This is a genomic window from Nonomuraea sp. NPDC049141, from assembly GCF_040648415.1.
In the GTDB taxonomy this organism is placed as follows: Bacteria; Actinomycetota; Actinomycetes; order Streptosporangiales; family Streptosporangiaceae; genus Nonomuraea.
The window spans coordinates 238,408-262,928 of record NZ_JBEZDR010000015.1; the positions used below are offsets into that span (position 1 = coordinate 238,408).

Annotated in this window: 27 protein-coding genes and 1 tRNA gene; 7 read left to right on the forward strand and 21 right to left on the reverse strand. The window is 70.0% G+C overall.

Going from position 1 to position 24,521, the window contains the following annotated elements; translation table 11 throughout:
* The 3 genes from AB0B91_RS39615 to AB0B91_RS39625 form a co-directional block, all read right to left on the reverse strand.
* Positions 1-264 carry a hypothetical protein gene (locus AB0B91_RS39615; RefSeq protein WP_358331278.1) on the reverse strand — a complete coding sequence of 88 codons (264 nt, stop codon included), beginning with the start codon at positions 262-264 and terminating at the stop codon, positions 1-3.
* 76 nt (positions 265-340) lie between these two features.
* Positions 341-1,684 carry an MFS transporter gene (locus AB0B91_RS39620; RefSeq protein ID WP_358331281.1) on the reverse strand — a complete coding sequence of 448 codons (1,344 nt, stop codon included), beginning with the start codon at positions 1,682-1,684 and terminating at the stop codon, positions 341-343.
* A 28-nt stretch (positions 1,685-1,712) separates the two neighbouring features.
* Positions 1,713-2,138, reverse strand: a complete 426-nt coding sequence (locus tag AB0B91_RS39625; RefSeq protein WP_358331283.1) for a hypothetical protein — start codon at positions 2,136-2,138, stop codon at positions 1,713-1,715.
* A 353-nt stretch (positions 2,139-2,491) separates the two neighbouring features.
* Here AB0B91_RS39625 and AB0B91_RS39630 point away from each other — a divergent pair, with 353 nt between their 5' ends.
* Positions 2,492-4,285, forward strand: coding sequence for a helix-turn-helix domain-containing protein (locus AB0B91_RS39630; RefSeq protein WP_358331286.1), 1,794 nt, complete (start codon positions 2,492-2,494; stop codon positions 4,283-4,285).
* Positions 4,286-4,365: 80 nt separating this feature from the next.
* Here AB0B91_RS39630 and AB0B91_RS39635 read toward each other — a convergent pair whose 3' ends face one another.
* From AB0B91_RS39635 to AB0B91_RS39650, 4 genes are read right to left on the reverse strand one after another with little or no spacing between them, the layout of a single operon-like run.
* The gene (locus AB0B91_RS39635; protein WP_358331289.1) at positions 4,366-5,580 is read right to left on the reverse strand and encodes an SGNH/GDSL hydrolase family protein; all 1,215 of its coding nucleotides are present in this window, start codon (positions 5,578-5,580) and stop codon (positions 4,366-4,368) included.
* A 13-nt stretch (positions 5,581-5,593) separates the two neighbouring features.
* Positions 5,594-6,898: an FAD-binding oxidoreductase gene (locus tag AB0B91_RS39640; RefSeq protein WP_358331292.1), complete on the reverse strand. Its 1,305-nt coding sequence runs from the start codon at positions 6,896-6,898 to the stop codon at positions 5,594-5,596.
* A 21-nt stretch (positions 6,899-6,919) separates the two neighbouring features.
* Positions 6,920-7,624: an SDR family oxidoreductase gene (locus AB0B91_RS39645; RefSeq protein ID WP_358331295.1), complete on the reverse strand. Its 705-nt coding sequence runs from the start codon at positions 7,622-7,624 to the stop codon at positions 6,920-6,922.
* Positions 7,618-8,070 (reverse strand): carboxymuconolactone decarboxylase family protein, encoded by a 453-nt coding sequence (locus AB0B91_RS39650; RefSeq protein WP_219532075.1) that lies wholly within the window; start codon positions 8,068-8,070, stop codon positions 7,618-7,620. Before AB0B91_RS39650 ends, AB0B91_RS39645 begins: the two co-directional genes overlap by 7 nt.
* A gap of 205 nt (positions 8,071-8,275) precedes the next feature.
* Here AB0B91_RS39650 and AB0B91_RS39655 point away from each other — a divergent pair, with 205 nt between their 5' ends.
* Both AB0B91_RS39655 and AB0B91_RS39660 read left to right on the forward strand, forming a co-directional pair.
* Positions 8,276-11,119 (forward strand): tetratricopeptide repeat protein, encoded by a 2,844-nt coding sequence (locus tag AB0B91_RS39655; protein WP_358331298.1) that lies wholly within the window; start codon positions 8,276-8,278, stop codon positions 11,117-11,119.
* Between the two features lie 186 nt (positions 11,120-11,305).
* A complete protein-coding gene (locus AB0B91_RS39660; RefSeq protein WP_358331301.1) occupies positions 11,306-12,154 on the forward strand; it encodes an LLM class F420-dependent oxidoreductase in 849 nt (282 codons plus the stop codon).
* 17 nt (positions 12,155-12,171) lie between these two features.
* Here the strand turns inward: AB0B91_RS39660 and AB0B91_RS39665 are convergent, their stop codons facing one another.
* Positions 12,172-12,561 (reverse strand): hypothetical protein, encoded by a 390-nt coding sequence (locus AB0B91_RS39665; protein ID WP_358331304.1) that lies wholly within the window; start codon positions 12,559-12,561, stop codon positions 12,172-12,174.
* 33 nt (positions 12,562-12,594) lie between these two features.
* Here AB0B91_RS39665 and AB0B91_RS39670 point away from each other — a divergent pair, with 33 nt between their 5' ends.
* Together AB0B91_RS39670 and AB0B91_RS39675 are read left to right on the forward strand one after the other, a co-directional pair.
* Complete coding sequence (locus tag AB0B91_RS39670) at positions 12,595-12,972, forward strand: hypothetical protein (protein ID WP_358331307.1); 378 nt, start codon at positions 12,595-12,597, stop codon at positions 12,970-12,972.
* 87 nt (positions 12,973-13,059) lie between these two features.
* The gene (locus tag AB0B91_RS39675; RefSeq protein ID WP_358331310.1) at positions 13,060-13,746 is read left to right on the forward strand and encodes a Pr6Pr family membrane protein; all 687 of its coding nucleotides are present in this window, start codon (positions 13,060-13,062) and stop codon (positions 13,744-13,746) included.
* 93 nt (positions 13,747-13,839) lie between these two features.
* Here AB0B91_RS39675 and AB0B91_RS39680 read toward each other — a convergent pair whose 3' ends face one another.
* The 4 genes from AB0B91_RS39680 to AB0B91_RS39695 all read right to left on the reverse strand — a co-directional run bounded on the left by AB0B91_RS39680 (position 13,840) and on the right by AB0B91_RS39695 (position 17,230).
* A complete protein-coding gene (locus AB0B91_RS39680) occupies positions 13,840-14,775 on the reverse strand; it encodes an NADP-dependent oxidoreductase (RefSeq protein ID WP_358331313.1) in 936 nt (311 codons plus the stop codon).
* Positions 14,776-14,872: 97 nt separating this feature from the next.
* Positions 14,873-15,472, reverse strand: coding sequence for a TetR family transcriptional regulator (locus AB0B91_RS39685; protein WP_358331316.1), 600 nt, complete (start codon positions 15,470-15,472; stop codon positions 14,873-14,875).
* Positions 15,472-16,482 carry an aldo/keto reductase gene (locus AB0B91_RS39690; protein WP_358331319.1) on the reverse strand — a complete coding sequence of 337 codons (1,011 nt, stop codon included), beginning with the start codon at positions 16,480-16,482 and terminating at the stop codon, positions 15,472-15,474. The genes AB0B91_RS39685 and AB0B91_RS39690 overlap by 1 nt, the downstream gene beginning before the upstream one ends.
* Positions 16,483-17,157: 675 nt before the next feature.
* A tRNA-Ala gene (locus AB0B91_RS39695) sits at positions 17,158-17,230 on the reverse strand.
* A 76-nt stretch (positions 17,231-17,306) separates the two neighbouring features.
* Here AB0B91_RS39695 and sigJ point away from each other — a divergent pair.
* Positions 17,307-18,200, forward strand: a complete 894-nt coding sequence (gene sigJ / locus AB0B91_RS39700; RefSeq protein WP_358331322.1) for an RNA polymerase sigma factor SigJ — start codon at positions 17,307-17,309, stop codon at positions 18,198-18,200.
* Between the two features lie 7 nt (positions 18,201-18,207).
* On the opposite strand, the gene AB0B91_RS39705 is transcribed toward sigJ, so the two are convergent.
* From AB0B91_RS39705 to AB0B91_RS39715, 3 genes are read right to left on the reverse strand one after another with little or no spacing between them, the layout of a single operon-like run.
* Complete coding sequence (locus AB0B91_RS39705) at positions 18,208-18,738, reverse strand: Clp protease N-terminal domain-containing protein (protein WP_358331325.1); 531 nt, start codon at positions 18,736-18,738, stop codon at positions 18,208-18,210.
* A gap of 4 nt (positions 18,739-18,742) precedes the next feature.
* The gene (locus tag AB0B91_RS39710) at positions 18,743-18,958 is read right to left on the reverse strand and encodes a helix-turn-helix domain-containing protein (protein WP_219532065.1); all 216 of its coding nucleotides are present in this window, start codon (positions 18,956-18,958) and stop codon (positions 18,743-18,745) included.
* Positions 18,959-19,011: 53 nt separating this feature from the next.
* Positions 19,012-19,431 carry a MarR family transcriptional regulator gene (locus tag AB0B91_RS39715; protein ID WP_358331329.1) on the reverse strand — a complete coding sequence of 140 codons (420 nt, stop codon included), beginning with the start codon at positions 19,429-19,431 and terminating at the stop codon, positions 19,012-19,014.
* A gap of 48 nt (positions 19,432-19,479) precedes the next feature.
* On the opposite strand from AB0B91_RS39715, the gene AB0B91_RS39720 reads away from it, so the two are divergent.
* Entirely contained in the window at positions 19,480-20,226 is a 747-nt protein-coding gene (locus AB0B91_RS39720) for a dienelactone hydrolase family protein (protein ID WP_358331332.1), read from the forward strand.
* Here AB0B91_RS39720 and AB0B91_RS39725 read toward each other — a convergent pair.
* The 6 genes from AB0B91_RS39725 to AB0B91_RS39750 form a co-directional block, all read right to left on the reverse strand.
* Positions 20,213-21,037 carry a metal-dependent hydrolase gene (locus tag AB0B91_RS39725; protein ID WP_358331335.1) on the reverse strand — a complete coding sequence of 275 codons (825 nt, stop codon included), beginning with the start codon at positions 21,035-21,037 and terminating at the stop codon, positions 20,213-20,215. The two genes, AB0B91_RS39720 and AB0B91_RS39725, sit on opposite strands and share 14 nt — an antisense overlap.
* Positions 21,034-22,272 (reverse strand): MFS transporter, encoded by a 1,239-nt coding sequence (locus AB0B91_RS39730; protein WP_358331338.1) that lies wholly within the window; start codon positions 22,270-22,272, stop codon positions 21,034-21,036. The genes AB0B91_RS39725 and AB0B91_RS39730 overlap by 4 nt, the downstream gene beginning before the upstream one ends.
* Positions 22,273-22,398: 126 nt before the next feature.
* The gene (locus AB0B91_RS39735; protein ID WP_358331341.1) at positions 22,399-23,034 is read right to left on the reverse strand and encodes an SRPBCC family protein; all 636 of its coding nucleotides are present in this window, start codon (positions 23,032-23,034) and stop codon (positions 22,399-22,401) included.
* Between the two features lie 31 nt (positions 23,035-23,065).
* Positions 23,066-23,446, reverse strand: coding sequence for a hypothetical protein (locus tag AB0B91_RS39740; RefSeq protein ID WP_358331344.1), 381 nt, complete (start codon positions 23,444-23,446; stop codon positions 23,066-23,068).
* Entirely contained in the window at positions 23,443-23,805 is a 363-nt protein-coding gene (locus AB0B91_RS39745) for a hypothetical protein (RefSeq protein ID WP_358331347.1), read from the reverse strand. Before AB0B91_RS39745 ends, AB0B91_RS39740 begins: the two co-directional genes overlap by 4 nt.
* Before the next feature lie 10 nt (positions 23,806-23,815).
* Positions 23,816-24,505, reverse strand: coding sequence for a TetR/AcrR family transcriptional regulator C-terminal domain-containing protein (locus AB0B91_RS39750; protein ID WP_358331350.1), 690 nt, complete (start codon positions 24,503-24,505; stop codon positions 23,816-23,818).
* Positions 24,506-24,521 lie beyond the last annotated feature (16 nt).

Genomic DNA, 24,521 nt, shown 5'->3' on the forward strand with positions numbered 1-24,521 from the left:
TTACGTCACAACCGCCGCGATCAGCCGGGCCGGGCGTCGAAGAGGACGTCGAATAACGACCCACTGGCCGCTCGAGAATGTGCGCACAGTATCCAGTAGTTCGGGGTGGAAGATCTCCTCGCCGCCGTAAACTCTCGAAGCCTGGAATACGGCGCGCTGTCGGGAGCCGGCTCGTTGTCTGGTGCCGATCACGGTCGCGCCGCCCCAGCGGGCGAGCTGGGCGGCGAGGGTGCCGACGCCGCCGAGGATGCCGTGGACCAGCACGGTCCGCCCCGTCACGGGGCCGTCGCCGAATACCGCCCGATGAGCGGTGATCCCAGGAATATCTCGCCGTGGTCGGCTACCTGGCAGATCGCACAGCTGCGCTCATGCGGCGGACGCCTCCGTACGCGGCGACACCGCGCACGGGCGCGGTCTCCGGCATCCACCACAGCACCGGAAGGATGACCACCGCGACAACGGCGACCAGGACACCAGGCGCGGGGGCCCAGCCGCTCGCATGGGTCATGGCCTGCGCCAGATACGGGGTGAGGCCGCCGAACACGGCGGTCGCGGCCGTCGCACCCACGGCCAGCCCGGAGAGCCGGACGGCCACCGGGAACTGCTCCGCGGTGGCGGCCGTGCTGACCGCGCTGATACTGCCGGCCAGCATGGCCAGCACCACGGTGCCGGTCACCGCACGCAGCACGGTGGGGTCGGCCATGAAGGCGAACATCGCCACCGGCAAGGCCAGCGACAGCACGCCGAACAGCAGCAGCGCGAACCGGCGCCCTACCCGATCGGACAACGCGCCGGCGAACGGGGTGACCACGATGACCACGGCCACTGCGATGGTCGAGAGCCACAGCGAATCCCGCTCGGCGAAGCCCCCCACCGAGCTCAGATAGGTCGGCGCATAGGTGATACCGACGTAGTAGGTGATCGACGCGAGCGCCGAGATCGCGAACGTCCGGTACAAGCCGGGGCGCTGGGTACGCAGCATCAGCCACAGCGGGGCACGACGATCGACACGGGCTCGTTTCTCCTGCTCGAACGCCGGGGACTCGCGCATCATCGATCGAGCCGCCAAGGTGGCGACCGCCAACAGCGCGCCGAACAGGAAGGGCAGGCGCCAGCCCCACGTGTCCAGGGCGTCGCCACCGAACAGCGAGGTGGTGACCGCGGCCACGGCCACGGCGAGCAACGCACCGATCTCGCCGGCCGCCGCGGCCAGCGAGACGACCAGGCCACGGCGACGGGGTGGCGCGCCTTCGAGCAGGTAAGCGGTGATTCCGCCGTACTCGCCGCCGACGGAGAAGCCCATGAGGCAGCGCAACGCCAACAGCAGCGCCCCCGCCCCGGATCCGATCTGGGCGTGAGTCGGCAGCAGGGCGGTTTCGAGCATCGCGACCGCCATGACCGCCATCGAAGCGAGCAGGACCGTGCGCCGGCCGTACCGGTCGCCGATGTGCCCGAAGAAGAGCGCACCCAGCGGCCGCATCAGATAGGCGATGGCGAACAGGGCAAGGGTGGTGAGCACCGAGGCGGCACCTTCGCCGAAGAAGACGCGGGCGATGACCGTGGTCATGAACAGGTACAGCGTGAAGTCGTACCACTCCACCACCGCGGACAGGGCCGCGACGACCATCGACGCCTTCGGTATGCCCGCCTGATCCGAGGCGGTCCGCCTTGGAGACAGGTCCATGCTCATCCCTCCGGGCGAGGTGCTCATGTCAGCCGGCGCCGACCATCTCGGCGGCCCGCTCGCCGATGACCGGATACGCCTTCTCGGTGGCCATGTTGATGGCGTAGGACCTGCCGGTCGGTGGAATATGGCCGCCCTTGCCGTCGGGCATCGGCCGGGTGAAGGTTCCGCGCATGACTCCGATTACGGCGGTGAATTCGTTCATGGCGCCGCGAATCGGGTGCTCGAGAATGCGGGTGTCCGGGGCCCGGACGAACAACGCTTTCATGTCCGCGATGTGGCGATCGAGGCCGTCGGTGCAGTGCCCCGACAACGCACGACGATGGATCACAGCGGTCTCCGATCTGTACTCGGGGAATGTGGTTTGACGTGACAACGGCCGTGGCGAAGGAAGGGCCGGGGACCGGCTGTCGATGCACATGGTGTGGGCGATATTCCTGAGGCCGATGGACACTGCCCGGTTCGAACCGGGGCACTGGGAGAGCTATTGCGGTCGCTCACTAAGTGTGTGACCGTATTGCCGGTTTGCACTGTGCCGATTCGGAACAGTGCAGGTACAGTGAGCGCAATCCCATTCGGAACAGTGCGAATAGGGTGAGGTCAATCCTGTTGGCTGAGCGGCCGCGCCTGGACATGGCGTCAGCTCTGCCGCGGTCGGGCTACCAAGTGCCCCCCATCGGGCCAATCGCCCGATCCCATACGACGTGGGCGAACGCGCGATGTAGACAGCGCATAACCGGGACAGATGCCCATAGCGCCAAGCTCCCTAAATGAGGACATTCAGATCATCAGTAAGGAAAGACGATCATGAAGTCTGGAGATAGTGCCAAAAGTCTCCAGGTCGCGCGTCATGCTCTGGTCAGTGGCGGCCTGTTGACCACCGCCCTTCGCTCGAGCGACGTGCGGCCGGATATCCTGCGAAGCTGGCGGCGGTGCGTGTCGGCCTCAACCCCGTCGGAGCGGATCCGCACGCGCCGCATCGAGCGCGGCAACGCGTCTGACTTGCTCACCCGCGCAGCCGCGCCGATTCTGGATCACCTGGAAAGCGAACTCGCTGATCTCGGCGTCGCCGTCCTGATGAGCAACCGGTCGGGCCGGATCATCGCCCGTCGGGCCGCCGACTTCCGGCAGCGCGACCTGCTGGACGAAAACTGCGTCCTCGAGGGATTCGACTACTCGGAGTCAACGGTCGGCACCAACGGTCTGGGAACAGCCCTCGAAGAGAAGCAGGCCGTTTCGGTACACGGCGCCGAACACTTCAACGACGCGCTCCAGGTCTTCGCGTGCGCCGGCGTACCGATCCTCAGTCCTCGAAACGGTGTCGTGGCCGGATCCCTCTCGCTCGCGGCGACCGCGGCCGCGTCCAACCCGATGATGATGTCCTTGACCAAGCTCGCCGTGAGTCAGATCGAGCAGGCACTGAAGGAACTGGTCTGGGCGCGCGAGGCCACTCTGGTCTCAGCATTCCAACGGTCCAAAGCCCACAGGGGCCTGTCGATGCTGCTCACCGACGACAGCGTGCTGGCCGACAACGCGCTGCTGCCGCTGATGATTCCGTCCACCTACGTTGCGCTATGGGAAGCGGCCCAGCGGCAGGCCTGGACGGACGGCACGGCCGTGCTGGACATCACGCTCGGCGACGTCGCGCTGTCCGTCGAGGCGCGGCGGGTCGAGGATGCCGACGGGCCCGCTTACCTGCTTGAATTCCCCGCCGAACCGCTTGGTCGTCACCGTCCCGGTCCGGCCGCCACCGCGCAGCGCGGTAAGCCGGCGCTGGGGGTTCACGCGGTCCCGGAGGTCAGCGACCGCGTTCTGGCCGCCGCCGCGGCTGCCGACGTACTCGCGTTCAACGGCCCGCCGGGCTCGGGGCGGCTACGGACCGCGTCGCGACTCGCGTCGGCCGAGGGCCGCGATCTGCTGGTGCTGAACGCGACCACGTTCGACGCGACGTCGTTGCACGAATGGCTTGCCCGCGCGGCCCGCGGGATAGCCGCGGGCAGTCGCGTGGTGATCCGGCACGCGGAGCAGCTGCCGGTCAGCGCCATTGCCGCGGTGGAGTCGATCCTGTCGGATTCGGCGCGGCAGACGAAGCAGCGGCGGGGGCTGCTCGTCGCGACCGTCGACCGCACACGCGCGCCCCAGGCGGTCAACGACCTGCTGGATCGCCTGGCGGTGACGATCGACCTGCCATCCTTGGCCGAGATGCGCGAATGCGTTCCGGGCATCGCCGAGGAGATACTCCAATCGTTGAGCGACGGGCGGACCCGCTGGCGGCTGTCGTCCTCGTCCTTGCAGGCGTTGCTGCGCTGGAATTGGCCGGGCAACGTCCGAGAGCTGCGGTCCGTCCTCCAGGCAGCCGCGTCCACCGCGCACGGCGCGGTCATTCAGGTCGACGATCTGCCGCCGCGCATCACCGAAGCACATCGCTCAGCATCGCTGTCGGGCATCGAGCGAGCCGAACGGACCGCCATCGTCACGGCCCTGGCGAAGTGGCGGGGTAACCGGTCACGGGCGGCCGAAGAGCTCGGCATCGGCCGGACGACGCTGTACCGGAAAATGCGCGAACTAAAGATCACCAACGACGGGAACTGGCTTGAATAAGCTGGTCCGAGCTGACCACCCCCGGCACGCCGGTAGGCGACCGTCCTGACATCGATCGTCGGCCGAGGCCGACGATCGACTCACAGGGCGTGCAGGTCGAGGGCGTCGGCCATCGCCTGGTAGCCAGCCGGGTTCGGGTGGAGGTGGTCGCCGCTGTCGAAGGCCGGGCGGATCCGGTCGGGGTCGGCGGGGTCGGCGACGGCGCGTTCGAAGTCCACGGCCGCGTCGAATTCGCCGCTGGTCCGGATCCACGCGTTGACCGCGTCACGGATCCGCTCGACCTCATCGGAGTGGTACGCGTACCCCTTGGTCGGCAGGAGGGTGCCGCCGATGATCCGGACGCCGCGGGCACGGGCAGCGCGGATGAGCTGCCGGTAGCCGCTGATCAGATCGTCGGCGCCGACCTTGGTCGCGGGGGTGGTGCACGGCGTGGGCTCCTGCAGGCCCAGGAGGACGTCGTTGATGCCTTCCAGCACGATCACCGTCTTGACGCGAGGCTGGTCGAGCACGTCCCAGCGGAAGCGTGCCAGTCCCCGTTCACCCAGGCATGCCGAGTCGCTGAGCAGGCGGTTGCCGGCGATGCCGAGGTTGAGCACCGGCCGCCGGCCGCCCAGCCGGCGGGCCAGCGCGTCCGGGTAGCGGTTGTCGGCGTCGAGGGTGGCGCCGTATCCGTCGGTGATGGAGTCGCCGAAGGTCGCCACCGCGGGCCTGCCGCCGTGCACGTCGACTCCGGACAGGTAGAACCACGAGCTGTTGGTCTCGGCGAAGGCGGCCCCACCGAGGTCGCGGGTGTGGTCGCCGACGGCCCGGTAGGAGGTGGTCTGGGCGAGGTTGTGGTACGTGGCGGGGCCGGTGGCGCCTTGGAAGTACAGCGTCACCGTCAGCCGTTCCCCGGCCTTGACAGCGAGCCGGACGGGATCGCTGGCGGCCTGCCGGCCGGTGGGGAGGTTCACGGAGGTGGCGTGCGCGAAGGTCAGCGGCCGGAGGGTGCCCGCCTGCACGGCCGCCCCCGCGCCGGCCTTGGCCACGCTCGCGCCGGTGAGCCGAACAGGGCCGCCGTAGGCGTTGGAGAGCCGGATCTGAAGCGTGGAGCCTCCCGCGGTGACCCGGACCACCTGGCGGACGGAGTGGTTGTCGAAGCCCTTTTCCGCCCAGGTGGGATACCAGACGTCGGCCGACGGCTGCTGGGCGGCGGTCGCCCAGGCCGGCGTCCACCTGCCGGTCTCCGCGTCGGCGGACGCCGGTGCCGTCGTCAGGGCCGCGATCAGGGCGGCGGCGGTCGCGATTTTCAACACGTCGGTGCTCTTTTCAGTCCAGGACCGGGAAGTTGGCGCGGAAGGTGCCATAGGGGTCGCGGCGGCGCTTGATCTCGCGCAGCCGAGTCAGGGCATCGGCGGGGAAGGCTTGGGCGGCGTTCTCCGTCGGTGCGAGGAAGGTGTACGGCTTTCGGCCGCTGACCGCCTGGCCCAGCGCCTCGACCAGGGCACTCTGCTTGGCCCGCACCGCATCGACCAGGTGAGGCAGCCTCAGGCCGAGCAGGTAGAGCATGTACGGTTCGGCCAGCTCCCCACCTGCGCCGCCGGCGGGATCGGCCTCGGCCAGCGCCCCGCCCAAATGCCGGATCTGAAGGTTGAGCAGCGGCGCGAGCTCCGCGCCGCTGAGCGTCTCCAGCGTCGCCCCATCCAGGCCGGTCAGCAACTCGGTGCGGGCCAGCATCGGGCTGGGCTCGACCGGCTCGGCCGCGATCGTGCCCAGGCCGGCGATGTCCATCAGCCCGCGGCTGTCGGACAGGCTGCCACCGAGCTCCTCCAGCGGCGCCAGCAGAGCCTTGGCCTCGGCCTGGTCGCCAAGGTAGGTCACGTCCAGGGTGACCATCGGCGGCGCGGGCGGCGGCGGGGCCATCCGGTTGATCCACACCGACAGCTCGCGCGGCGCGTCCGCGGTGATCTTACGGAAGGCGTCGAACACCTCGGCGGTGCGGGCCGCAGGCCAGACGATCCGTCCGCCGTACAGGCTGGGCGCCGGGTACAGCGCCAGCTCGATCGAGGTGATCAGCGCATAGTCGCCGCCACCGCCGCGCAGCGCCCAGAACAGCTCGGCATCGGACTCGGCGGTGACCCGAACCTGCTCGCCGCCCGCGTCGACGATCTCGAAGGCACGTACCGAGTCGGCGGCCCAGCCGTAGCTGCGGCCGAACCACGAGATCCCGCCGCCGGCGACAAAGCCGGCCACTGTCACCGCCGGGCTGCTGCCTGCCGGGCCGGTGAGGCCGTGCTCGCCGGTCTCGGCCAGCACCCGGCCCCAACGCGCGCCGGCGCCGACCCGGGCGATGCGCGCTTGCGCGTCGACCTCCACCCGGTCGAGGCGGCCGGTGCGTAGCAGGATCACGCCCTGCACGTCGCCCGAGGCGCCATGGCCCGACGGCTGGGCGGTGACCGTCAGCCCGGCTTCACCGGCGTAGCGCACCAGCGCCGCCACATCCGCGGCGTTCTCCGCCTCCACCACGGCGGCCACCGGCTGGTGGACGCCGACCGCCCACGGTCGGGCCGCCTCGTCGAACCCGTCCTCTCCGGGAAGCAGGACACGCCCCCGGACGGTATTACGCAGATCCATATCCGTTGTCTCCTTCGGGGACTACCAGGGAAGGGGGCCTTCGTGCTGGACGAAGGTGGCGGTGGGGCCGTCGGCGTCCAGCACCGCCATGGCCACGATCGGCGCGGCGCCTTCTTCGGGCGTCTTGATGCCTTCGTTGTGGTTGATGTCGGTCTTGACCCAGCCCGGGTCGACCGTGTTGACCTTGATCGGGGTGTCCCACAGCTCTTTGGCGTAGGACACGGTGATCATGTTCAGGGCGGCCTTGGACGAGCAGTAGACCAGGTTGAGCATCTGCCACAGCGGGTGATCCCGGTCCAGCGTGCGCCCGATCGAGCCCCGCTCGCTGGAGACGTTCACGATGCGTCCCGCCGGCGAGCGGCGCAGCAGCGGCAGCATCGCGTTGGTGACCTCGATGACGCCGAACACGTTCGTCTCGTAGACCTGGCGGGCCTCCTCGGTCGTGCTCTGGCTGGGCGGCCCGTCCGGGAAGGTGATCCCGGCGTTGTTGACCAGGATGTCGAGCTTGCCGTACTCCTGCTGGATCCACGTGGCCGCAGCTCGGACACTGGCCGCGTCGGTGACGTCGAGTCGCACGTACGGCAGGCCGAGCCGCTCGGCCGCCGCGCGCCCCCGCTCCTCGTCGCGGGCACCGATGATCGCGGTGATGCCCAGGTCGCCGAGCCGGCGCGCGACCTCGAAACCGATGCCCTTGTTCGCACCCGTGACCAGGGCGGTGGTCACCATGCCGCACCCGCGATCTGCCGGGTGGTGGCGTTCAGCCGGTTCCACAGGTTGACGGAGGAGATGGTCATGATCAGCGCGGCCAGCTCGGTCTCGGAGTAGTGGTCGGCGACCTCGTCCCACACCTCGTCGCTGATCTGGCCGCCGTCGGCGAGCCGGGTGACCGCCTCGGCCAGTGCCAGCGCGGCGCGCTCGGCCTCGGTGAAGTACGGCGCCTCGCGCCACGCCGCCACGGCGAACAGCCGCTCGTCGCTCTCGCCCGCCTTGCGCAGGTCCTTGGCATGCATGTCGACGCAGACGCTGCAGCCGTTGATCTGGCTGGCCCGAAGCAGCACCAGATCCGCCGTGATCTTGGGCAGTCCGGCCTGATCGATGGCCTTGGCCAGGTCCATGAGCGCTTTCATCGCGCCGGGCAGAGCCACTGCGGGGTTCTTCATGCGTGCTTGCATGGTCTGTCTCCTTCGAGGGGTCTGATCGTCGTCACCTCTGTGACGGAGGGGAGCGGGGTGAGGTAACCGCCGCGCCGTACGACCAGCATCACGGGGGCGATCAATACATCCGCGATGCATCGACGATGCGATGATCCGCCGCGGCTATAGACTCCTGCGCATGCTCGGCGGGAATGTGCGCTTTGCGATCCTAGGAGCGGTTGAGGTGTCGGCCGAGGGTCGCGAGCTTCCCTCTCTCGCCCCGCGTCACCGCGCCTTCCTGGGCTACCTGCTGCTGCATTCCGGCACGGTGGTGAGCGTCGAGCGGCTGATCGAGGCGATGTGGGGGCCGACGCCACCGGACACCGCCCGAGCACAGGTGCACGCCGCGCTGACCGCGATGCGGCGCACGCTGCGCGCGGCGGACGCGGCCCACCTGGTGCGGACCCGGCCGGCCGGATACCTGATCGCTCCGGAGGCGGGGCGGCTCGACCTGCAGGAGTTCGCCACGCTCGTGGCCGAAGCGGAGTCGGAGCCGGCCCTGGCCGTGCCGACGCTGCGCCAAGCGCTCGCCCTGTGGCGCGGGCCCGCCTTCGCCGGCGTCCAGGCCCATTTCGCCGACAGCGCCAGGGCACGGCTGGAGGATCGGCGGCTGGCCGCGGTCGAACGGCTGGTGGAGCTCGAACTCGCCGCCGGAAGGCACGCCGAGCTCACTGATCAGCTGGCCGCCGAGCTGACCGCGCATCCCTTGCGTGAACGGCTGGCCGGGCAGCTGATGCTGGCCCTGTATCGCGCCGGGCGCCAGGTGGACGCGCTGGCCGTCGGCCGTGAATACCGCCACAGACTGGCCGATGAGCAGGGGCTGGACCCCGGCCACGGCTTCCTGGCCGTCGAGGAGACCGTCCTGCGCGGCGAGCCGCCCGCGGCCGCCCTGGTCCTGCCTGGCGAGCCACCCGCGGCCGCCCTGATCCGGCCCGCACAGTCCCAGCCGCCCGACGCCGCCCTGATGCGGCCCGCACAGGCCGGGCCGGCCGAGGCCGCCACGGCCAGGCCGTTGGCGGCCTTTCTGCCCTACGACGTCGCCGACTTCGCCGGCCGCTCCGTCCAGGTGGAGGAGCTGTGCGGGACCGCCTCCCAGGCGGTGACGATCTCCGTGATCGACGGCATGGCCGGCATCGGCAAGACGGCACTGGCCGTCCATGCCGCGCACCGCCTCGCCGGACGCTACCCCGACGGTCAGCTCTTCATCGACCTGCACGCCCACACGGCGGGCCAGCGGCCGCTTGAGCCCGCCGAAGCACTGGAGGTGCTGCTGCGGCAGCTCGGGGTGGCGACCGAGCGCATCCCCGCGTCCATCACCGAAAGGGCCGCGCTGTGGCGAGGCGAGCTGGCCGGCCGCCGGGTGCTGCTGGTGCTGGACAACGCCGCCGACGCCGCCCAGGTCCGAGCCCTGCTGCCGGGCGCGTCGAACAGCCTGGTGCTCATCACCAGCCGCCAGCGGCTCACCGACCTCGACGGCGCGCGGGCCATGTCCATGGACGTGCTGCCCTTACCCGACGCCGTCGCGCTCTTCACCGGCATCGTGGGTGAGCGCGCGGCGGCCGAGTCCGAGGCGGTCGCTGAGGTCCTGCTCCTGTGCGGGTTCCTGCCGCTGGCCGTCCGCATCGCCGCCACCCGCCTGCGGCACCGCCCCCGCTGGAGCGTGGCCCACCTGGCCGAACGCCTGCGGGACGAGCGCCGCAGGCTCACCGAGCTGGCCAGGTCGGAACGCGGCGTGGCGGCGGCGTTCACCCTGTCGTACCGCCAGCTCACCGTCGACCAGCAGCAGGTGTTCCGCCTGCTCGGGCTGCATCCCGGCCGCGACATCGAACCCCACGCGGCCGCCGCGCTCGCCGATCTCCCCGTGGAGCGCACCGAGGACCTGCTGGAGGACCTGCTGGACGCGCACATGCTCCAGCAGCGCGCCTTCGGCCGCTACGTCTTCCACGACCTGCTCCGCCAGTACGCCGCGCAGCTCGCGGCCGAGCAAGAGCCGCCGCGGGCCGGGGAGGCGGCGATGACCCGGCTGCTCGGCCACCAGCTGACCACGGCGTCGGACGCCATGGACCTGCTCTATCCCGACAGCGCCCACCGGCGGCCGCGCATCGAGCGATCCGCGTGCCCGCCGGTGCCGCTCCACGACGCGCCGCGGGCGCTGGCCTGGCTGGAGGCCGAACGCGCCAACCTCGTCCTGGCCGCCGATCGCGACCTGACGCACACCGGCCTGCTGGCCACCACGTTGTACCGCTATCTCTACGACCACGCCTACCACGACGATGCTCTCACCCTGTACGGCAAGGCACTGCACGCCGCCCGACGCCGCGAGGATCTGGCCGGTGAAGGCCGGGCGCTGACCGATCTCGGCTGGGTGCATCAGGTCCAGGGAAGTCATGACATCGCCCGCGAGCACTTCGACCGGGCCCTGGCCGCCTGCCGTACGGCTGAAGACCTACGAGGTCAGGCCCGGGCGCTGGTCGGCCTGGGCCGGGTGAACACGGACGAAGGCGACCACGAGCCGGCCAAGGAGGCGAACCTGCGCGCCCTGGAGTTGTTCCGCGACATCGGCGACCGGCTCGGCGAGGCCGTGGCGCTGGACTACCTCGGCATCGTCCACGAGCGGCTCGGCCAGTACGCACAGGCGGCCGACCTGCATCGCCAGGCGCTGGAACTGTCCCGGGAGATCGGCAGCCGAGGCGGCGAGGCCGACGCCCTGGACAACCTCGGCGTGGCCTGCACCCGGCTGGGCCGGCACGCCGAGGCCCGCGACCACCACGAGCAGGCGCTGGAGTTGTATCGGCACTTCGGCTACCGACGAGGCGAGGCCAAGGCCCTCAACAGCCTGGCCGAGATCGCAGCGACCCTGGGCGACCCCGGCCAGGCCGTACACCTGCACACCACCGCTCTTGATCTGGCCGTGGAGCTGAGCAACCGGAGCGAGGAACGCCGTGCCCGCGAAGCCCTCGCCCGGCTTCGCGTCCAGAGAATCTCGCTCGGGTCGGTCGATCCCCTCCAGGCCACACGACTGCCCTGAGGACATCCTGGCAACCGGCGAACATGGCCGTTTCCTGAACGGCCTCGCGTGGAGTTGCTCAACACTTACTCGAACACCGCGCCACTGGTCGACGAGAATGACTCCATAAACGACTTGATCATAGTGGGCGGCCCGGCGCTAAATATGCGGTTGACTGGAAAGACATAGCCGGTTAATGATCACCGGATGGACATCGGTATCGCTGTTTACTCCAATTGCCACGGTCTGACACCACCCGAACTCGGTCGGGCCGTTGAAGAACGTGGCTTCGAGTCCCTGTTCTGGACCGAGCACACGCACATTCCGGTGCACAGCCGACGCTCCTCCGGCGGTTCGACCCGAGGCTACGCCGAGACCATCGACCCATTCGTCGCGCTGGCCGCGGTCGCCGCGGTCACCACCACCCTCACTCTTGGCACCGCGGTCTGCCTTGTCGCCCAACGGGATCCGATCATCACGGCGAAGGAGGTGGCCAGCCTCGACCAACTTTCCGGCGGGCGCTTCCAGTTCGGCGTCGGCGGTGGGTGGAATCGCATGGAGATGGCGAACCACGGCACCGATCCGCGCACCCGGATGGCCCTTCTCGCCGATCGGGTCCGCGCCATGCGGGAGATCTGGACTACCGAGGAGGCCGAGTACCATGGCGAGTTCGTGGACTTCGACCCGGTCTGGTCCTGGCCGAAACCCGCGCAAAAGCCGCACCCACCCGTACTGGTTGGCGGGAACGGGCCTGGCACGGAGGACCGGGTACTGGACTACGGCGACGGCTGGCTTCCCCAGGTGGACATGATGGACGTCGACGAGCTCACCCGGCGAGCCTCCGCGCTCCGCGCCCGGGCCGCCGACGCTGGGCGGGGACCAGTGCCGATCACGTTGTTCGGCGCGATCCCGGAGGGAGGCCCGATACCCGAGCCCGGCCGGCTCGACGCGTACGCCAACGCGGGTGCCGATCGCAGCCTGTTCACCCTGCAGTACCAGTCGGCCGACGAGGCGCTGTCCACGCTGGACCAGTGGGCCACACTCATCCCCCGCTGACGTTTCAGGTCATGGAGTCATCGGTCGTACCGCCGTTCTTGTGAGCGGCGCTCCCCGATCTGACGTCCTAACGCCGATTCACGTGGCAACGCAGACGCAAGCTGTTCAAGTTGCTCGATAGCCGCGGGCAGGTCATCGGCGAGGGGATGGACCAGCACATGGTCGGCACCGGCGTCGAGTTGCGCTTGAACGCGCGCGGCGATGGCACCCGGAGTGCCCCACGCGACCAACGCGTCGATCAGCCGATCACTTCCCCCGCCGGCAATGTCCTCCTGGCTGTAGCCGAGACGCAGCCAGTTACGCGTGTACGGCGAATCGGGGTTGATCTTGCCTCGGTACCGCCGGGCGATGGCACGAGCTTGCTCAGGATCGGGTTCGATGACGAACGCCTGCTCGGGGATGAGCACTTGTCGGCTCCCAGGACCTCACGAACAAGAGCGGTGTGTTCGACCGGAGCCGAAAACGAATGGACGGCCGCCAAGCTACAGACTGAGCGTTCGCCCCAGGAAGCGCTCGTGGCCTGGTTGAAGCTCTTCGTCAACCACCTCATGACGTATCGGGGGCTGGCGGCAAGCGTCGCCACCGCGCTCCACGACGAGACGTCGCCGTTGTACTCGGCCTGCCGTGCCATGCGCGCCGCGGCATCCGAACTCGTGGCAACGGCCCAGCGCAACGGCGCTGTCCGGGATGACATCGACACCTCGACGATTCTGCGTCTCGCCGCCGGTGTCGCTTGGGCCACCGAGCAGTCGCCGGCTGACCCGGCCCGCGTCGAGCAAATGCTGGCGGTCCTCACGGACGGACTGCTTCGCAGTTGATCCCGGTGAATCAACGCTGCGACGGTTGAACCGCTTGGGTGGGCGTTCTTCAGCCGATGTGATGCGCCTTGTGGGACCATGATCGCCATGCTCTGGGCGACGGCGTACCGCTTGATGCTGATCCTGGCCGCGGTGGTCGGCCTGATCTACACCTGGATGGCCCTGGGCAGCCCGCTGAACCCGCTCGTCCTCTTCACCGTGCAGAGCAACCTGCTCCTCACCGGGTTCTACGTCTGGCAAGTGGCCGGCGGATGGCGGCGCCCGCCCACCCAGCTCAAGGGGGCGGTGACGCTCTACATCGTGATCACTGGCCTGGTCTGGCATTTTCTCCGCATGCGCGGAGCCAGTCCCTTCGAGCACCTCTCCCTTCGCGGCCACGGCCTGGGCAACTTCCTTCTCCACTACGTGACGCCCGTCCTGGCCGTGATCGACTGGCTGTTCTTCGACCGCACCGCCCCTCGGCCGAAATGGACGGCCGCTCTCACCTGGCTGGTCTACCCCCTGGCGTATCTGGCCTTCGCCCTGGTCAGAGGCGCCCTGTTGCCGCCACATGCGTGGAAGCGCTATCCCTATCCGTTTCTGGACGTGGACACATTCGGGTACGGCGGGGTGGCCCTCGTCGCGCTGGCACTGGCCGTCTGCTTCGCGCTGCTCGGCTACGGGCTGATCGCCCTGCACCGCCTGGTCGACCATGCCCGTCGTACGACCACGGCCTCCGCACCCTCACCCGACGAACAGGAACCGCACCTGAAGCCAAGCCCGCACGGCCCGTGACGGAACCGAGGCCGATGCATCCATGGACGTCTTCAACGCCATGGCCGAGATCCGCATGGCCGGGCGTCATGTGCGGCCCTCCGCGAGGATCGGTCAGCCGAACCGCAGGACGAACCGCCCGCGAACGCCGCGCCGTTCGAGCGAGCGATGCGCGTCGGCGGCTCGGGAGGCCGGCAGTTCGCCGGCCACGCGGACGGTGAGCCGTCCTTCACCGGCGAGTTCGGCGAGCCGGTCGAGCTCGGCCGCGGCCTCGACGTAGTCGCGGACGAAGATCGGGGCGACGCGGACCCGGTCGGTCCCGTCGCCCTGGTAACCGCGGACGGTGACGACGGTGCCGCCGTCCTTGACGGCAGGGAGCACGGCGGCCTCCAGCACGGCGGCGTCGACGAGCCCGTCGACGCCGCCCGGGTGGTGGCGGCGGACCATTGCGGCGAAGTCGTCCCCCCGCGGCACGACCTCGTCGGCTCCGCACTCGCGGACGAAGGTCTCGTCCTGCCGGGCGGCGTCGGCGACGACGACCAGCCCGGCCTGCTTGGCGAGCTGGACGAAATACCCACCGACGGTGCCGGCGGCGCCGGTGACGGCGACCGTCGCGCCGGCCGGGAGCGCCAGCCTGTCGAGGGCGAGCCGGGCAGTGAGCCCGTTCATCGGGATGGTGGCGGCCTGAACGTCCGAGAGCCCGGCCGGGATCTTCGCGACCGAGCGTGCCGACATGACGAGGTCTGCCCGATAGCCGCCGTGCGCGCCTGAGGGCACCACGATGGCCATGACGGCGTCCCCGATCGCGAACGGGCGGTCGACGGCGGGGCCGATCTCGGTGATCACGCCGGCGACCTCCATGCCCGGCACCCGCACCGCGTCCGCCTCATCCTGCCGCGGACGAGAACGGATCATCGCGTCGGTCGGGTTCACCGTGGCGCTGGTCACCCGGATCCTGACCTGACCGGGACCGATCGGTTCGGCCACCAGGTCGAACTCGCCGAGAGCGTCCGGTCCGCCGGGCTGCGTCACTCCGATTGCTTGAACCATGGTCGTTCGTCACTCCTCGTTCGTTGCCGCCTGGGTGGCGACGGGCAGGGCCGACCGCGCCGCTGACGAGTCGCGGCGTGTGCTCGACCTGGTTCGGCTACGGCGATGTGGGGGCGCGAAGGCCCTCGAGCAGCAGGCTGCACACCTCGTCGAGTTCGGCGCCGATGCCGGGGGTCTGCCATTCGGCCGCGTGGGCGAGGTGGTTGAACTTGGCGGTGGCGTTGAAGACCACGCGGGCGGTGGCCTCCGCGTCGTCGGTGCGGAGGCTGCCGTCGGCGGCGCCGTCGGCGATGATGGCCGCCAGCTGGCCCAAGAGGTCGGCGACGTGGTCGGTGGCGACGCTGCTGTGCGCGGCCGCGAGGATTCCATAGGCGGCGAACAGCTCCGGGTCCTCGCGAATCTTGGCCTGCTTCACGGCCAGGACGGCGTGCAGCCAGGTACGCAGTCGCTGCACTGGCGGGACCGCGCTGTCGGCGGCGATGACGGCGAGGGCGTCGCGGTTGCGGTCGAGCCAGCGCCGGGTCACGGCCTCGCGCAGCGCCTGCTTGGAGGGGAAGTGCTTGTAGACGGCGGCGTGGCTGACCCCGAGTGCCCGGGCGACGTCGACAACGGTTGCCTTGTCCGGCCCGTGGCGGCGCAGGATCTCCTCGGTGGCCGCCAGGATGGCGTTCGCATCCAGCGGGGTTCGGGCAGGCATCAGCGCCTGCCGCCCGTTCGCTCGCTGTCCAGGAGCGCGAGCAGAGCGGGGGCGTAGCGTTCTCCCGCGACCGCCCCTCGGGGGACGGCCTGCTCGATCGCCTCCAGGTCGTCCTCGGTCAGCCGCAGGCCGGCGGCGTCCACCGCCTCGGTGATGCGGTGCGGTCGGCTGGCTCCGACCAGCGCGACGATGTCCCGGTGCACGCGGCCCTGCGCGAGCACCCACGCGATCGCGAGCTGTGCGACCGTGGCGCCGCGGGAGGTGGCGATCTCCCGCAGCCGCTCGACCAACGCGAGGTTGGTCTCGATGTTGCCGGCGGCGAAGCGGGGCAGGTGCCCGCGATGCCGTGCGTCACCGGCCGACGGTCGCCACGTCCCGGTCAGCATTCCTTGGGCGAGCACCCCGTAGGCGGTGACGCCGATGCCCAGCTCGCGGCAGGTGGGCAGGATCTCGTCTTCGACGCCGCGGCTGAACAGTGACCACTCGATCTGGACGTCGGTGATCGGGTGCACGGCGTGGGCGCGGCGGATCGTCTCGGCGCCGACCTCGGACAGCCCGATGCCGCGCACGTAGCCCTTCCGCACCATCTCGGCGACGGCGCCGACGGTCTCCTCGATCGGGACAGCGGGGTCCAGCCTGGCCGGGCGATAGATGTCCACGTAGTCGGTGCCCAGCCGCTGCAGCGAGTAGCCCAGGAAGTTCGGGATCGCGTCGGGCCGGCCGTTGATGCCGCGCACGCTGCCGTCCACACCGAACAACGCGCCGAACTTCACGCTCACCACGGCGCGGTCGCGATCGGCGGGTCGCAGCGCCTGCCCGATGAGCGTCTCGTTGTGCCCCATCCCGTAGTGGTCGGCCGTGTCGATGAACGTGATCCCGGCGTCGAGCGCGTTGCGAAGCGTCGCGATGCTCTGCTCGTCGGCGCTGCGTCCGTACGCGCCGGACATGCCTGCACAACCGAGCCCGACCGCCCCCACACAGACGTCGGCGCCGAGTGTTCTCTGCTCCATACGAGAAACGCTAAGCGGGTTGGTTACAGATGTCAAAACTTGTAACTTGCCACCTTGGCCGTGACGGGTCCCACACCCGGTCCGGGCCGCAGTCGGCGGGCGTCCGCACCTCCGGCCCGTCCCGCAACTGCGGCACCAGCATGAAGCGCGGTGTGCGGTACTTCGGTGCGACCTTGCCACCCGGGGTCCGGCAGACGCCGCCCGCCGACGCCTCACACGTCCTCCGTTGGTTCGAGCGGCCAACGGGGACGCGCGGGCGAAGCCCGCGCCCAAGTAAGGCGTCCGAAGCGAAGCGGAGGACGCGGCTCCGACGCGACTGAAGGCAGCGCCTGAGCCCCCGGCCAAGCCGAAGCCCGTTGCACAAGGGCGGGCAGCAGATGGCCAACCACCGAATCGAGTAACGGGCGGGTCGCCCAAGAAAAACCGCCCGGAGCGAAGCGAAGGCCCTCCAGGGGTCGGGACCAGGCCCGACTGGAAGCAACGCCTGAGCCAATCAGCGCGAAGCGCCCCGAGGCGAAGCCGATTGTGGCCAAAAAAGAAACAGCCCGAGCGAAGCGAGGCCCATTGGCCCGACGCTGGGGGTTCGGGGGTTATCCCCCGATATAACCAAGGAGGATGCCCGGGGAGCATGCCCCCCGAAGGGGGGACACGCGACCAAGTCAACCCCATCCGACGTGGAGCTATGGGGATTCGAACCCCAGACCCCCTCCATGCCATGGAGGTGCGCTACCAGCTGCGCTATAGCCCCTTGATGCGGATCCAGTGTATCGGAATCCTAGGGCGCCCGTGTCACACACGATCCCCCGTGATACGTCTTAAGTCCTATGTCGACCTTCGAAGACCACCGAACCCTGCTGACCGGCGTCGCGTACCGAATCCTGGGCAGCATGGCCGACGCCGAAGACGTGGTGCAGGAGGCGTGGCTGCGCTGGTCCGGCGTGGACGAGACGACTGTCGCCGACCCCAAGGCGTACCTGATCAGGATCACGTCGCGGCTGGCCATCGACCGGCTGCGGTGGGTGAAGTCGCGGCGGGAGTCGTACGTCGGCCCGTGGCTGCCCGAGCCCATCAACACCACGCCCGACGTGGCGGAACACGCGGAGCTGGCCGACTCCGTCGAGCTGGCGCTCCTTGTGGTGCTCGAGACGCTCTCGCCGCTGGAGCGGGCGGTGTTCGTGCTGCGGGAGGCGTTCGACATGCCGTTCTCCGAGATCGCCGAGGTCATCGGCCGGGCCGAGCCCGCCACCCGGCAGTTGGCCAGGCGGGCCCGCGATCACGTACAGGAGAAGCGGCCCCGATTCGACGCGGACCTCGGCGAGCGGCGGCGGATCACCGAACGCTTCCTCCATGCCTCCACCAGCGGCGATCTGGACGGGCTGATCGGCCTGCTGTCCAGTGAGGTGACGCTGGTCAGCGACGGCGGCGGCAAGGCCCGCTCCCCGCTGCGCGCCCTGACCGGCGCCGAGAACGTGACGCGCTTCCTGGTCTCCATCACCACCCCCGAGGGCATCGCCAAGTTCATGGCCTCGATCGGTGTGGGGGACTTCGCCACCATGTCGTACGGCCTGGCGAACGTGAACGGCGCACCCGCCATTGTCATCTCGGCCGCGGGCCGGGTCGTCACCGTCATCTCCCTGCTCATCACGGACGGCAAGATCGACACCATCTACCTCCTCGCCAACCCGGAGAAGATCGGCCACCTCGATGTCCCCTCCTGACGCGAGTTCAAGCCGTCCGAGCCATCGGCATCCCCGTCTCCTCCACCAGCGCCCGCAGATCCACCCCACCGGCCCGCAAGATCCGCCCCGCCCCGTTCGAGTAGTCGGCCAGCAGCCCCCACAGCAGCCGTTCGCCCGTGACCGCCCCCGGCTGCCACATCGCCACCTCCATCACCTTCCGCGCGTGCATGGCGAGCGGAACCGAACCCAACGGCCCGTGCAGGGTGACCCGCAGCGGCTTGAGGCGCGACCGCGTCAACCGCCACCGCGCAGGATCGGAAGTCCCCGCCCTCGTACGGCGGTGCACCTCGGCCAGATCGATCCCCAGGGTGGCGAGCAGCTCACGGCGGTCACCGAGATCGACCTGCCCTCGAACGTCCTCAGCCGTCACGGTGAAGCCGGCCAGCGAGAACGGCCGAATCTCGGCCAGGGCGAGCAGCAGCAGGTCAGGGGTGAGCGCCGGACGTCCCGCGTCGAGGGCCAGCGTGCCGGCCCTGATCAGCACGCGGCGGGCGGAGTCGGTGAATCTGGCGAGCATGCGGTTACCTTCCGATCCTGCGGGCGTGCTTACGGTGGGCGGACTGCCGCCTGACCCCGAGGGCGTCGGCGATCTGCTCCCAGGACCACCCCTGGTCCCGGGCGTTGGACACGTGCGTGGCCTCAAGCTCCTCCAGCAGAGCCCGCAGCGCGGCGACGGCCGCCAGGCCCACGCCGGGGTCGCGATCAGTGGCCGCGTCGGCCAGCTCGTTGACCTTCATGGTGTCAGCATGCGCTGACAAGCGGCCACTTGTCAACAGATGCTGACAGAGCATCAGAGGCGTTCCGCCAGGGTGACCAGGATGGGCAGAGCGGCGGCCAGACGACACCGTTCCTCCTCGGTGAGCGTGTCGACAACCGCGGCCAAGCGCTCAGTGATGACCTGTTCGCGGCTGTCCAGCGCGCCACGCCCGGCATCCGTGATCACGGTGATGACCCGCCGCCCATCGACCGGGTCAGGCCCGCGCGACACCATGCCACGGCGATGCAACCCGCCCAGCACCGTGCCGATCGCCTGGGCGGTCACCTTCTCCAGGTTGGCCAGTTGGGCCGAGGTGTGCGGCCCTTCCCGCTCCAGCCGCGACAGGACCGCGAGCTCGGTGAAGGAAACATCATCGTCCGAGGCATTTGTGTACAGCTGGCGGATACGCCGGGCCAACCGCCCGACCGCGAGCCGCAGATCTTTCGCGAGCATAAAGCAAGCCTAGCTTTATCAATCTGGCTTTGGTAATTTCACCGCACCATGTGTTACGACAATGACGCGAAACCGCCTGCCCACGCCGCCCCCATCACCGGCACGACGGCCTCCGGCACCAGGCTGACCTCGGCCGACGGCACCACGTTCGCCGCCTACGAGGCTCGGCCCGACGACGTCCGCGGGCCGGGCGTGGTCATCCTGCCCGACGTACGCGGGCTGCACGACTTCTACAAACAGCTCGCCCTACGACTGGCCGAACAGGGCCACCCGGCCATCGCCATCGACTACTACGGCAGGACCGCCACCGACGACGAGCGGGGCGATGGCTTCCCCATCATGGAGCACGTCTCCAAGCTCGGCAGGCAGACGATCCAGGACGACATCATGGCCGCGGCCGATCGGCTGGGCAGGCCGGCGGTGGCGCTCGGGTTCTGCATGGGCGGGCGCAACGCGTTCTTCGCATCGGCGCCGCGCTTCGGGTTCGCGGGCGTGATCGGCTTCTACGGCGCACCGGGCATCGCGGGCCCGTACGGCCCAGGGCCGACCCAGCACGCGGCCGAGTTGAGCGCGCCGATCCTGGGCCTGTTCGGGGGCGCCGATCACGGGATCACGGGTGAGCAGGTGCGCGAGTTCGGTGCGGCGCTGACGGAGGCGGGGGTGGAGCACGAGCTGATCACCTACCCGGGCGCCCCGCACGGCTTCTTCGACGCCAGCGTCGCCGAGCACGAGGAGGCCTGCGCGGACGCGTGGAAGCGGGTGTTGGCCTTCCTGAAGGCCCTCAAAGGGAGCTAGTGGTGCGCATGGTCAGCGCGGCATCCTCCAGAGACAGAGCGACCGTAACGGCCCCGAGCTCCCCCGCACGCCGAACATGCGTACCGCCACACGGGATCGACGTCTCGCCTTCCGGCAGCGCGCAGTGCCACGTACGGCGGGCCGTCAGCCCGGGCCCCGGCACGTCGAGCCAGACCGCCGCGTCGGCCGCGACCCACGTCTTGAGCCGGTCGTTCACGTCCGCGGCGACCCGCGAGAGCTCCAGCCCGTCGGCGGAGAACCCCTTCTTACGCAGGGACTTGCCGAGACGGTAGACATCCTCGCTGCCGAAGGGGGAGATCCGCGACGAGGTGATCGCGCTCTGGTCGAAGTCCGGGTGGCCGAGCCCGTCCGGCGCCACCGGCTTGCGCCAGTGCCCGGCCAGGGCGGCGTTGAGTGCGAGCGCGGCCAGGTGGCAGGCTGTGTGCCCGGCCGACAGCGCCGCCCGATGGCCGGGGTCCACCTCCAGCGCCACCTCGGTCCCCACGGGCAGCGGGGTATCGGTCACGTGGACGACCAGCCAGGCCCAGCCCTCGGTGCCCCGGCGTACGGGGATGTCGGGGCCGAGGAAGATCTCGCCGGTGCCCGACTGGGCCCCCGTGACGCAGTCGGCCACCGGCAGCCCGCCGATCGTGCCCCGGTCCGCCGGTTGGTCCGGCCAGGTGTGATCAAGCGGGTGGAACGGAGTTTCGGCGACGACGAGGCCGTGCCGGCCCCCCGCCGGCACGACCCCGACGATCTCCGAACGGCCACTGACATGACCGTCGGGGAAGGTGACGACTGTCGAATTCATCCGCCTATTGTGGCAGGCACGCGCTCGTCGTTCAGCGACGAGGACTCGTCCTCGAGGTAGCGGTTCCGTCCCGCGTACAGGCCGGTGAAGAGCTGCACGACCAGCACCCCGAAGATCAGCGCGTACGGCAGCGTCCACCCACCGGTCATCTGGTGCAGCACCCCCACGAGCAGCGGCCCCGCACCCGCGATCAGGTACCCGGCGCTCTGCCCGAACGCCGACAGCGCGGCGGTGGACTCCGGCGTACGGGTGCGCAGGGCGAGCATCATCAGCGCCAGCGGGAACGACCCCATACCGATCGCCACGAACGTCACCCAGACCGGCGCCGTCGAGATCGGCGCGAGCCACAGCCCGGCGAAGCCGACGGCGTAGCAGGCGACGAGCCCGACGACGACGGGCCGCTGGTCGGCGAAGCGCGAGGCGATGACGGGCACCAGGATCGAGACCGGGATGCTCAGCGCGGTGAACACACCGAGCACCAGCCCGGCCTGGCCGGTGGTGTAGCCGCCTTCGGTGAGGATGGTGGCGAGCCAGCCGAACATGATGTACGCGATCATGGACTGGCTGCCGAAGTAGAGCGCGACCATCCAGGCCAGCTTGCTCCGGGCAAGCCGGCGAATGCCCGCGTCCCCCCGGCCGGTGTGCCGCTCCGGCTCACTGCGCAGGAGCGCAAGCCACGGAATGGCGGCCACGGCGGCCAGGGCCGCCCACACGCCGAGCGCGATGTGCCAGTCACCCGACGCGCGCTCGATCGGCACGGTGGCCGCGGCGGCGAGCATGGTGCCGACGGCGAGCGCGACGGTGTAGACGGTGGTCATGATCCCGGTTCTGGCCGGGAAGTGGCGCTTGATCAGCGTCGGGATGAGCACGTTGCCGACGGCTCCGCCCGACAGCGCGACCGCGCTGGTCAGCAGGAACACCGGTGCGGAGTCGACCAGCGACCGCACGAGCATGCCCGTGCCGAGCGTGACGAGCGCGAGCAGCAGCAGCCGGTGCTCGCCCACGCGCCGGGCCAGCGTGGGCGTGACCGCGCCGACCGTGGCGAAGGCCAGTACCGGCAGCGTGGTCAGCAGGCCGGTGCCGACGCTGGACATGCCGAGCGCGCCGGCGAGCTGGTCGAGTAGGGGGCCCACGCTGGTCACGGCGGTGCGCAGGTTGAGCGCCGCGAGGACGATACCCAGCACGAGGAGCCAGACGAGGGATCTGCCTTTGGTCTCTTGGGCGAGCACACTCATGCGGGGGCGTTTCCTCCACTCATCAAGTCATGGGATGAATCGCCATCTTAACAGGGCCGAAACGCACATTTATTCCAGACCATGACGAAACCCCCCGAAACGCTCGGGGGGCTTGTCGTCACACCGTCAAAGGACGGGCGGCGGCTGCTCGTTACGCGGAGGCGGCGGGCCGGGCACCGGGCCGGGCGGCGGGAGCGTGGCGCCCCCGGGGAACTCGCCGCCGCCGCCGATGGTGCCGGGCGGCAGCTGGCCCCCGGTCCCGGGCGGCACCGGCTGGTCGCCGGGTTCGTAGCCGGAGCCGCTCTGGTGCGGTCCTGGCACCTCGCCGCGCCAGCCGCCGGTCTCGCCGCCGCGCGACTCGATGAACGACTTGAAGCGTTCCATGTCGTTCCTGATGCGCAGGCGGACGATCTGCAGCCAGTCGCCGGCCGTCTCGATGAACCCCTCGGGGTCGTACTCCATCTGGAGCGTGACCCTGGTCGTGTTCGGGTCGAGGTGGTGGAAGGTCACCACACCCGCCTGGTGCGGACGGTCGGTCGACCGCCAGGCGACCCGCTCGTCCGGATGCTGCTCGGTGATCTCGGCCTCGAACTCGCGCTTCACTCCCGCGATCTCGGTCACCCACGCCGTACGCGTGTCGCTGAGTTGCTTGACGGATTCGACACCCTCCATGAACTCGGGGAAGCTCTCGAACTGCGTCCATTGGTTGTATGCCACCCTGACGGGGACCTGGACATCCACTGAGTGCTCGATCGTGCTCATGGGGGTGGCCCCTGCCCAGGCCCGCAATCGGTTAACGCCTGCGCAACAGCCAGTAGAGGCCGACGAACGGCAGGACCAGCGGGATGAACAGGTAACCCTTCCCATAAACCGACCAGACGGTTGCCTCGGGAAAGGCGGCCGGATCGAGGACGCTGGCCGTGCCGATGAGCAGCACGCCCGCCAGCTCGACGCCCAGCGCCGCCAGCGCGAGGGTGCGCGCGCCACGGATCAGCGCGACGGTCAGCAGGATGTAGACCAGCGCGGCGAACGCCGACAGCGTGTAGGCCAGCGGCGCCTCCCCGAACCGGGTGATGATCTGCACCGTGGCCCGCGAGCCCGCGGCGAGCGCGAAGAGCCCGTAGACGGCGACGAGCGCCCGCCCCGGCCCGCTGCCGAGTGACGGCGCGGTCACGGGAGGCCCTGCCAGATCTGCAGCAGCCGGCCCGTCATCACCGCGATCGCGAACCCGGCCACGACCAGGATCGCCGGCCCCCACCGGCTCCGCTCGGCCAGCGCGAGGAAGACCCCCGCGGGCGGGATGACCGCCTGGCCGGCGAGGTAGCCGTAGAGCGTGGCCTTCGCGGCCGGACCCTGGCCGCCGACGACCGCGGCGATCACGATGCCCGCCTGGACCAGCACCGCCACCTCCAGCACGGCGAACCCGATGAGCAGGATCATGCCCATGGACCGGTTGCGGATCGCGGTGATCAGGCTCGCCAGCGCGAGCAGCAGCGAGCCGACGATCACGATCGTGGCGACGGTGGTGTTCATCGGGAAAAGGTTATCGCCCGGGTAGGTCGCCCTCGATTCCGTCCAGCAGCCAGTTGAGCCCCCGCTCGTAGGTGTCGTCGGCGCCCGCCACGCCGCCCTCGATCAGCGGCGCGAGCCGGGGGAACGCGCCACTCGCGACCAGCTCCCCTATGTAGGGCTCGGCGATGGCGGCCCGCTCGGCGTCGTTGACGCCCATCGTGCGGGGCGCGGCGCGCTCCAGCGACTCGCGGATGATGTAGCCCAGCGAGTAGTCGTCAACCGTGGCCAGGATCCGCCACTTGGTCAGCTGGTCCACCTCCAGCCCGTCGAGCGCGGCCAGCGACTGCTCGACATGGCGCAGGCCGTTCGGCCCGACGGAGACGCGCTGGGCGACCAGGTCGACCCGCCACGGATGCCGGCGTACGACCTCCCGCTCGCGCCGGGCGATGGTCAGGATCGCCGCGCGCCAGTCTTCCGGCAGCGGCTCGTCGATCAGCACCTCGGCGGCGACCTCGTCGGCCATCAGGTCGAGCAGGTCTTCCTTGCGCTCGATGTAGGAGTAGAGCGTCATCGCGCGGGCGCCCAACTCGGTGGCCACCCGCCGGATCGAGACCGCCCCCAGCCCTTCGGCGTCGGCGATCACGATCGCGGCGGCCACGATCGCCTCCCGGGTCAGCGCGGGACGTCGCTGCGGCGCGGGCCGCGACCAGACGGAACTCACGGGCTCAGTCTAAGCG

What these genes read in the sequence shown, in the direction of transcription:
- AB0B91_RS39620 (WP_358331281.1), bottom strand. Translation starts at nt 1,684, where the DNA reads ATGGACCTGTCTCCAAGGCGGACCGCCTCGGATCAGGCGGGCATACCG.
- AB0B91_RS39630 (WP_358331286.1), top strand. Translation starts at nt 2,492, where the DNA reads ATGAAGTCTGGAGATAGTGCCAAAAGTCTCCAGGTCGCGCGTCATGCT.
- AB0B91_RS39640 (WP_358331292.1), bottom strand. Translation starts at nt 6,898, where the DNA reads ATGGATCTGCGTAATACCGTCCGGGGGCGTGTCCTGCTTCCCGGAGAG.
- AB0B91_RS39645 (WP_358331295.1), bottom strand. Translation starts at nt 7,624, where the DNA reads ATGGTGACCACCGCCCTGGTCACGGGTGCGAACAAGGGCATCGGTTTC.
- AB0B91_RS39650 (WP_219532075.1), bottom strand. Translation starts at nt 8,070, where the DNA reads ATGCAAGCACGCATGAAGAACCCCGCAGTGGCTCTGCCCGGCGCGATG.
- AB0B91_RS39660 (WP_358331301.1), top strand. Translation starts at nt 11,306, where the DNA reads ATGGACATCGGTATCGCTGTTTACTCCAATTGCCACGGTCTGACACCA.
- AB0B91_RS39675 (WP_358331310.1), top strand. Translation starts at nt 13,060, where the DNA reads ATGCTCTGGGCGACGGCGTACCGCTTGATGCTGATCCTGGCCGCGGTG.
- AB0B91_RS39680 (WP_358331313.1), bottom strand. Translation starts at nt 14,775, where the DNA reads ATGGTTCAAGCAATCGGAGTGACGCAGCCCGGCGGACCGGACGCTCTC.
- AB0B91_RS39685 (WP_358331316.1), bottom strand. Translation starts at nt 15,472, where the DNA reads ATGCCTGCCCGAACCCCGCTGGATGCGAACGCCATCCTGGCGGCCACC.
- AB0B91_RS39690 (WP_358331319.1), bottom strand. Translation starts at nt 16,482, where the DNA reads ATGGAGCAGAGAACACTCGGCGCCGACGTCTGTGTGGGGGCGGTCGGG.
- sigJ (WP_358331322.1), top strand. Translation starts at nt 17,307, where the DNA reads ATGTCGACCTTCGAAGACCACCGAACCCTGCTGACCGGCGTCGCGTAC.
- AB0B91_RS39705 (WP_358331325.1), bottom strand. Translation starts at nt 18,738, where the DNA reads ATGCTCGCCAGATTCACCGACTCCGCCCGCCGCGTGCTGATCAGGGCC.
- AB0B91_RS39710 (WP_219532065.1), bottom strand. Translation starts at nt 18,958, where the DNA reads ATGAAGGTCAACGAGCTGGCCGACGCGGCCACTGATCGCGACCCCGGC.
- AB0B91_RS39715 (WP_358331329.1), bottom strand. Translation starts at nt 19,431, where the DNA reads ATGCTCGCGAAAGATCTGCGGCTCGCGGTCGGGCGGTTGGCCCGGCGT.
- AB0B91_RS39720 (WP_358331332.1), top strand. Translation starts at nt 19,480, where the DNA reads ATGTGTTACGACAATGACGCGAAACCGCCTGCCCACGCCGCCCCCATC.
- AB0B91_RS39725 (WP_358331335.1), bottom strand. Translation starts at nt 21,037, where the DNA reads ATGAATTCGACAGTCGTCACCTTCCCCGACGGTCATGTCAGTGGCCGT.
- AB0B91_RS39730 (WP_358331338.1), bottom strand. Translation starts at nt 22,272, where the DNA reads ATGAGTGTGCTCGCCCAAGAGACCAAAGGCAGATCCCTCGTCTGGCTC.
- AB0B91_RS39735 (WP_358331341.1), bottom strand. Translation starts at nt 23,034, where the DNA reads ATGAGCACGATCGAGCACTCAGTGGATGTCCAGGTCCCCGTCAGGGTG.
- AB0B91_RS39745 (WP_358331347.1), bottom strand. Translation starts at nt 23,805, where the DNA reads ATGAACACCACCGTCGCCACGATCGTGATCGTCGGCTCGCTGCTGCTC.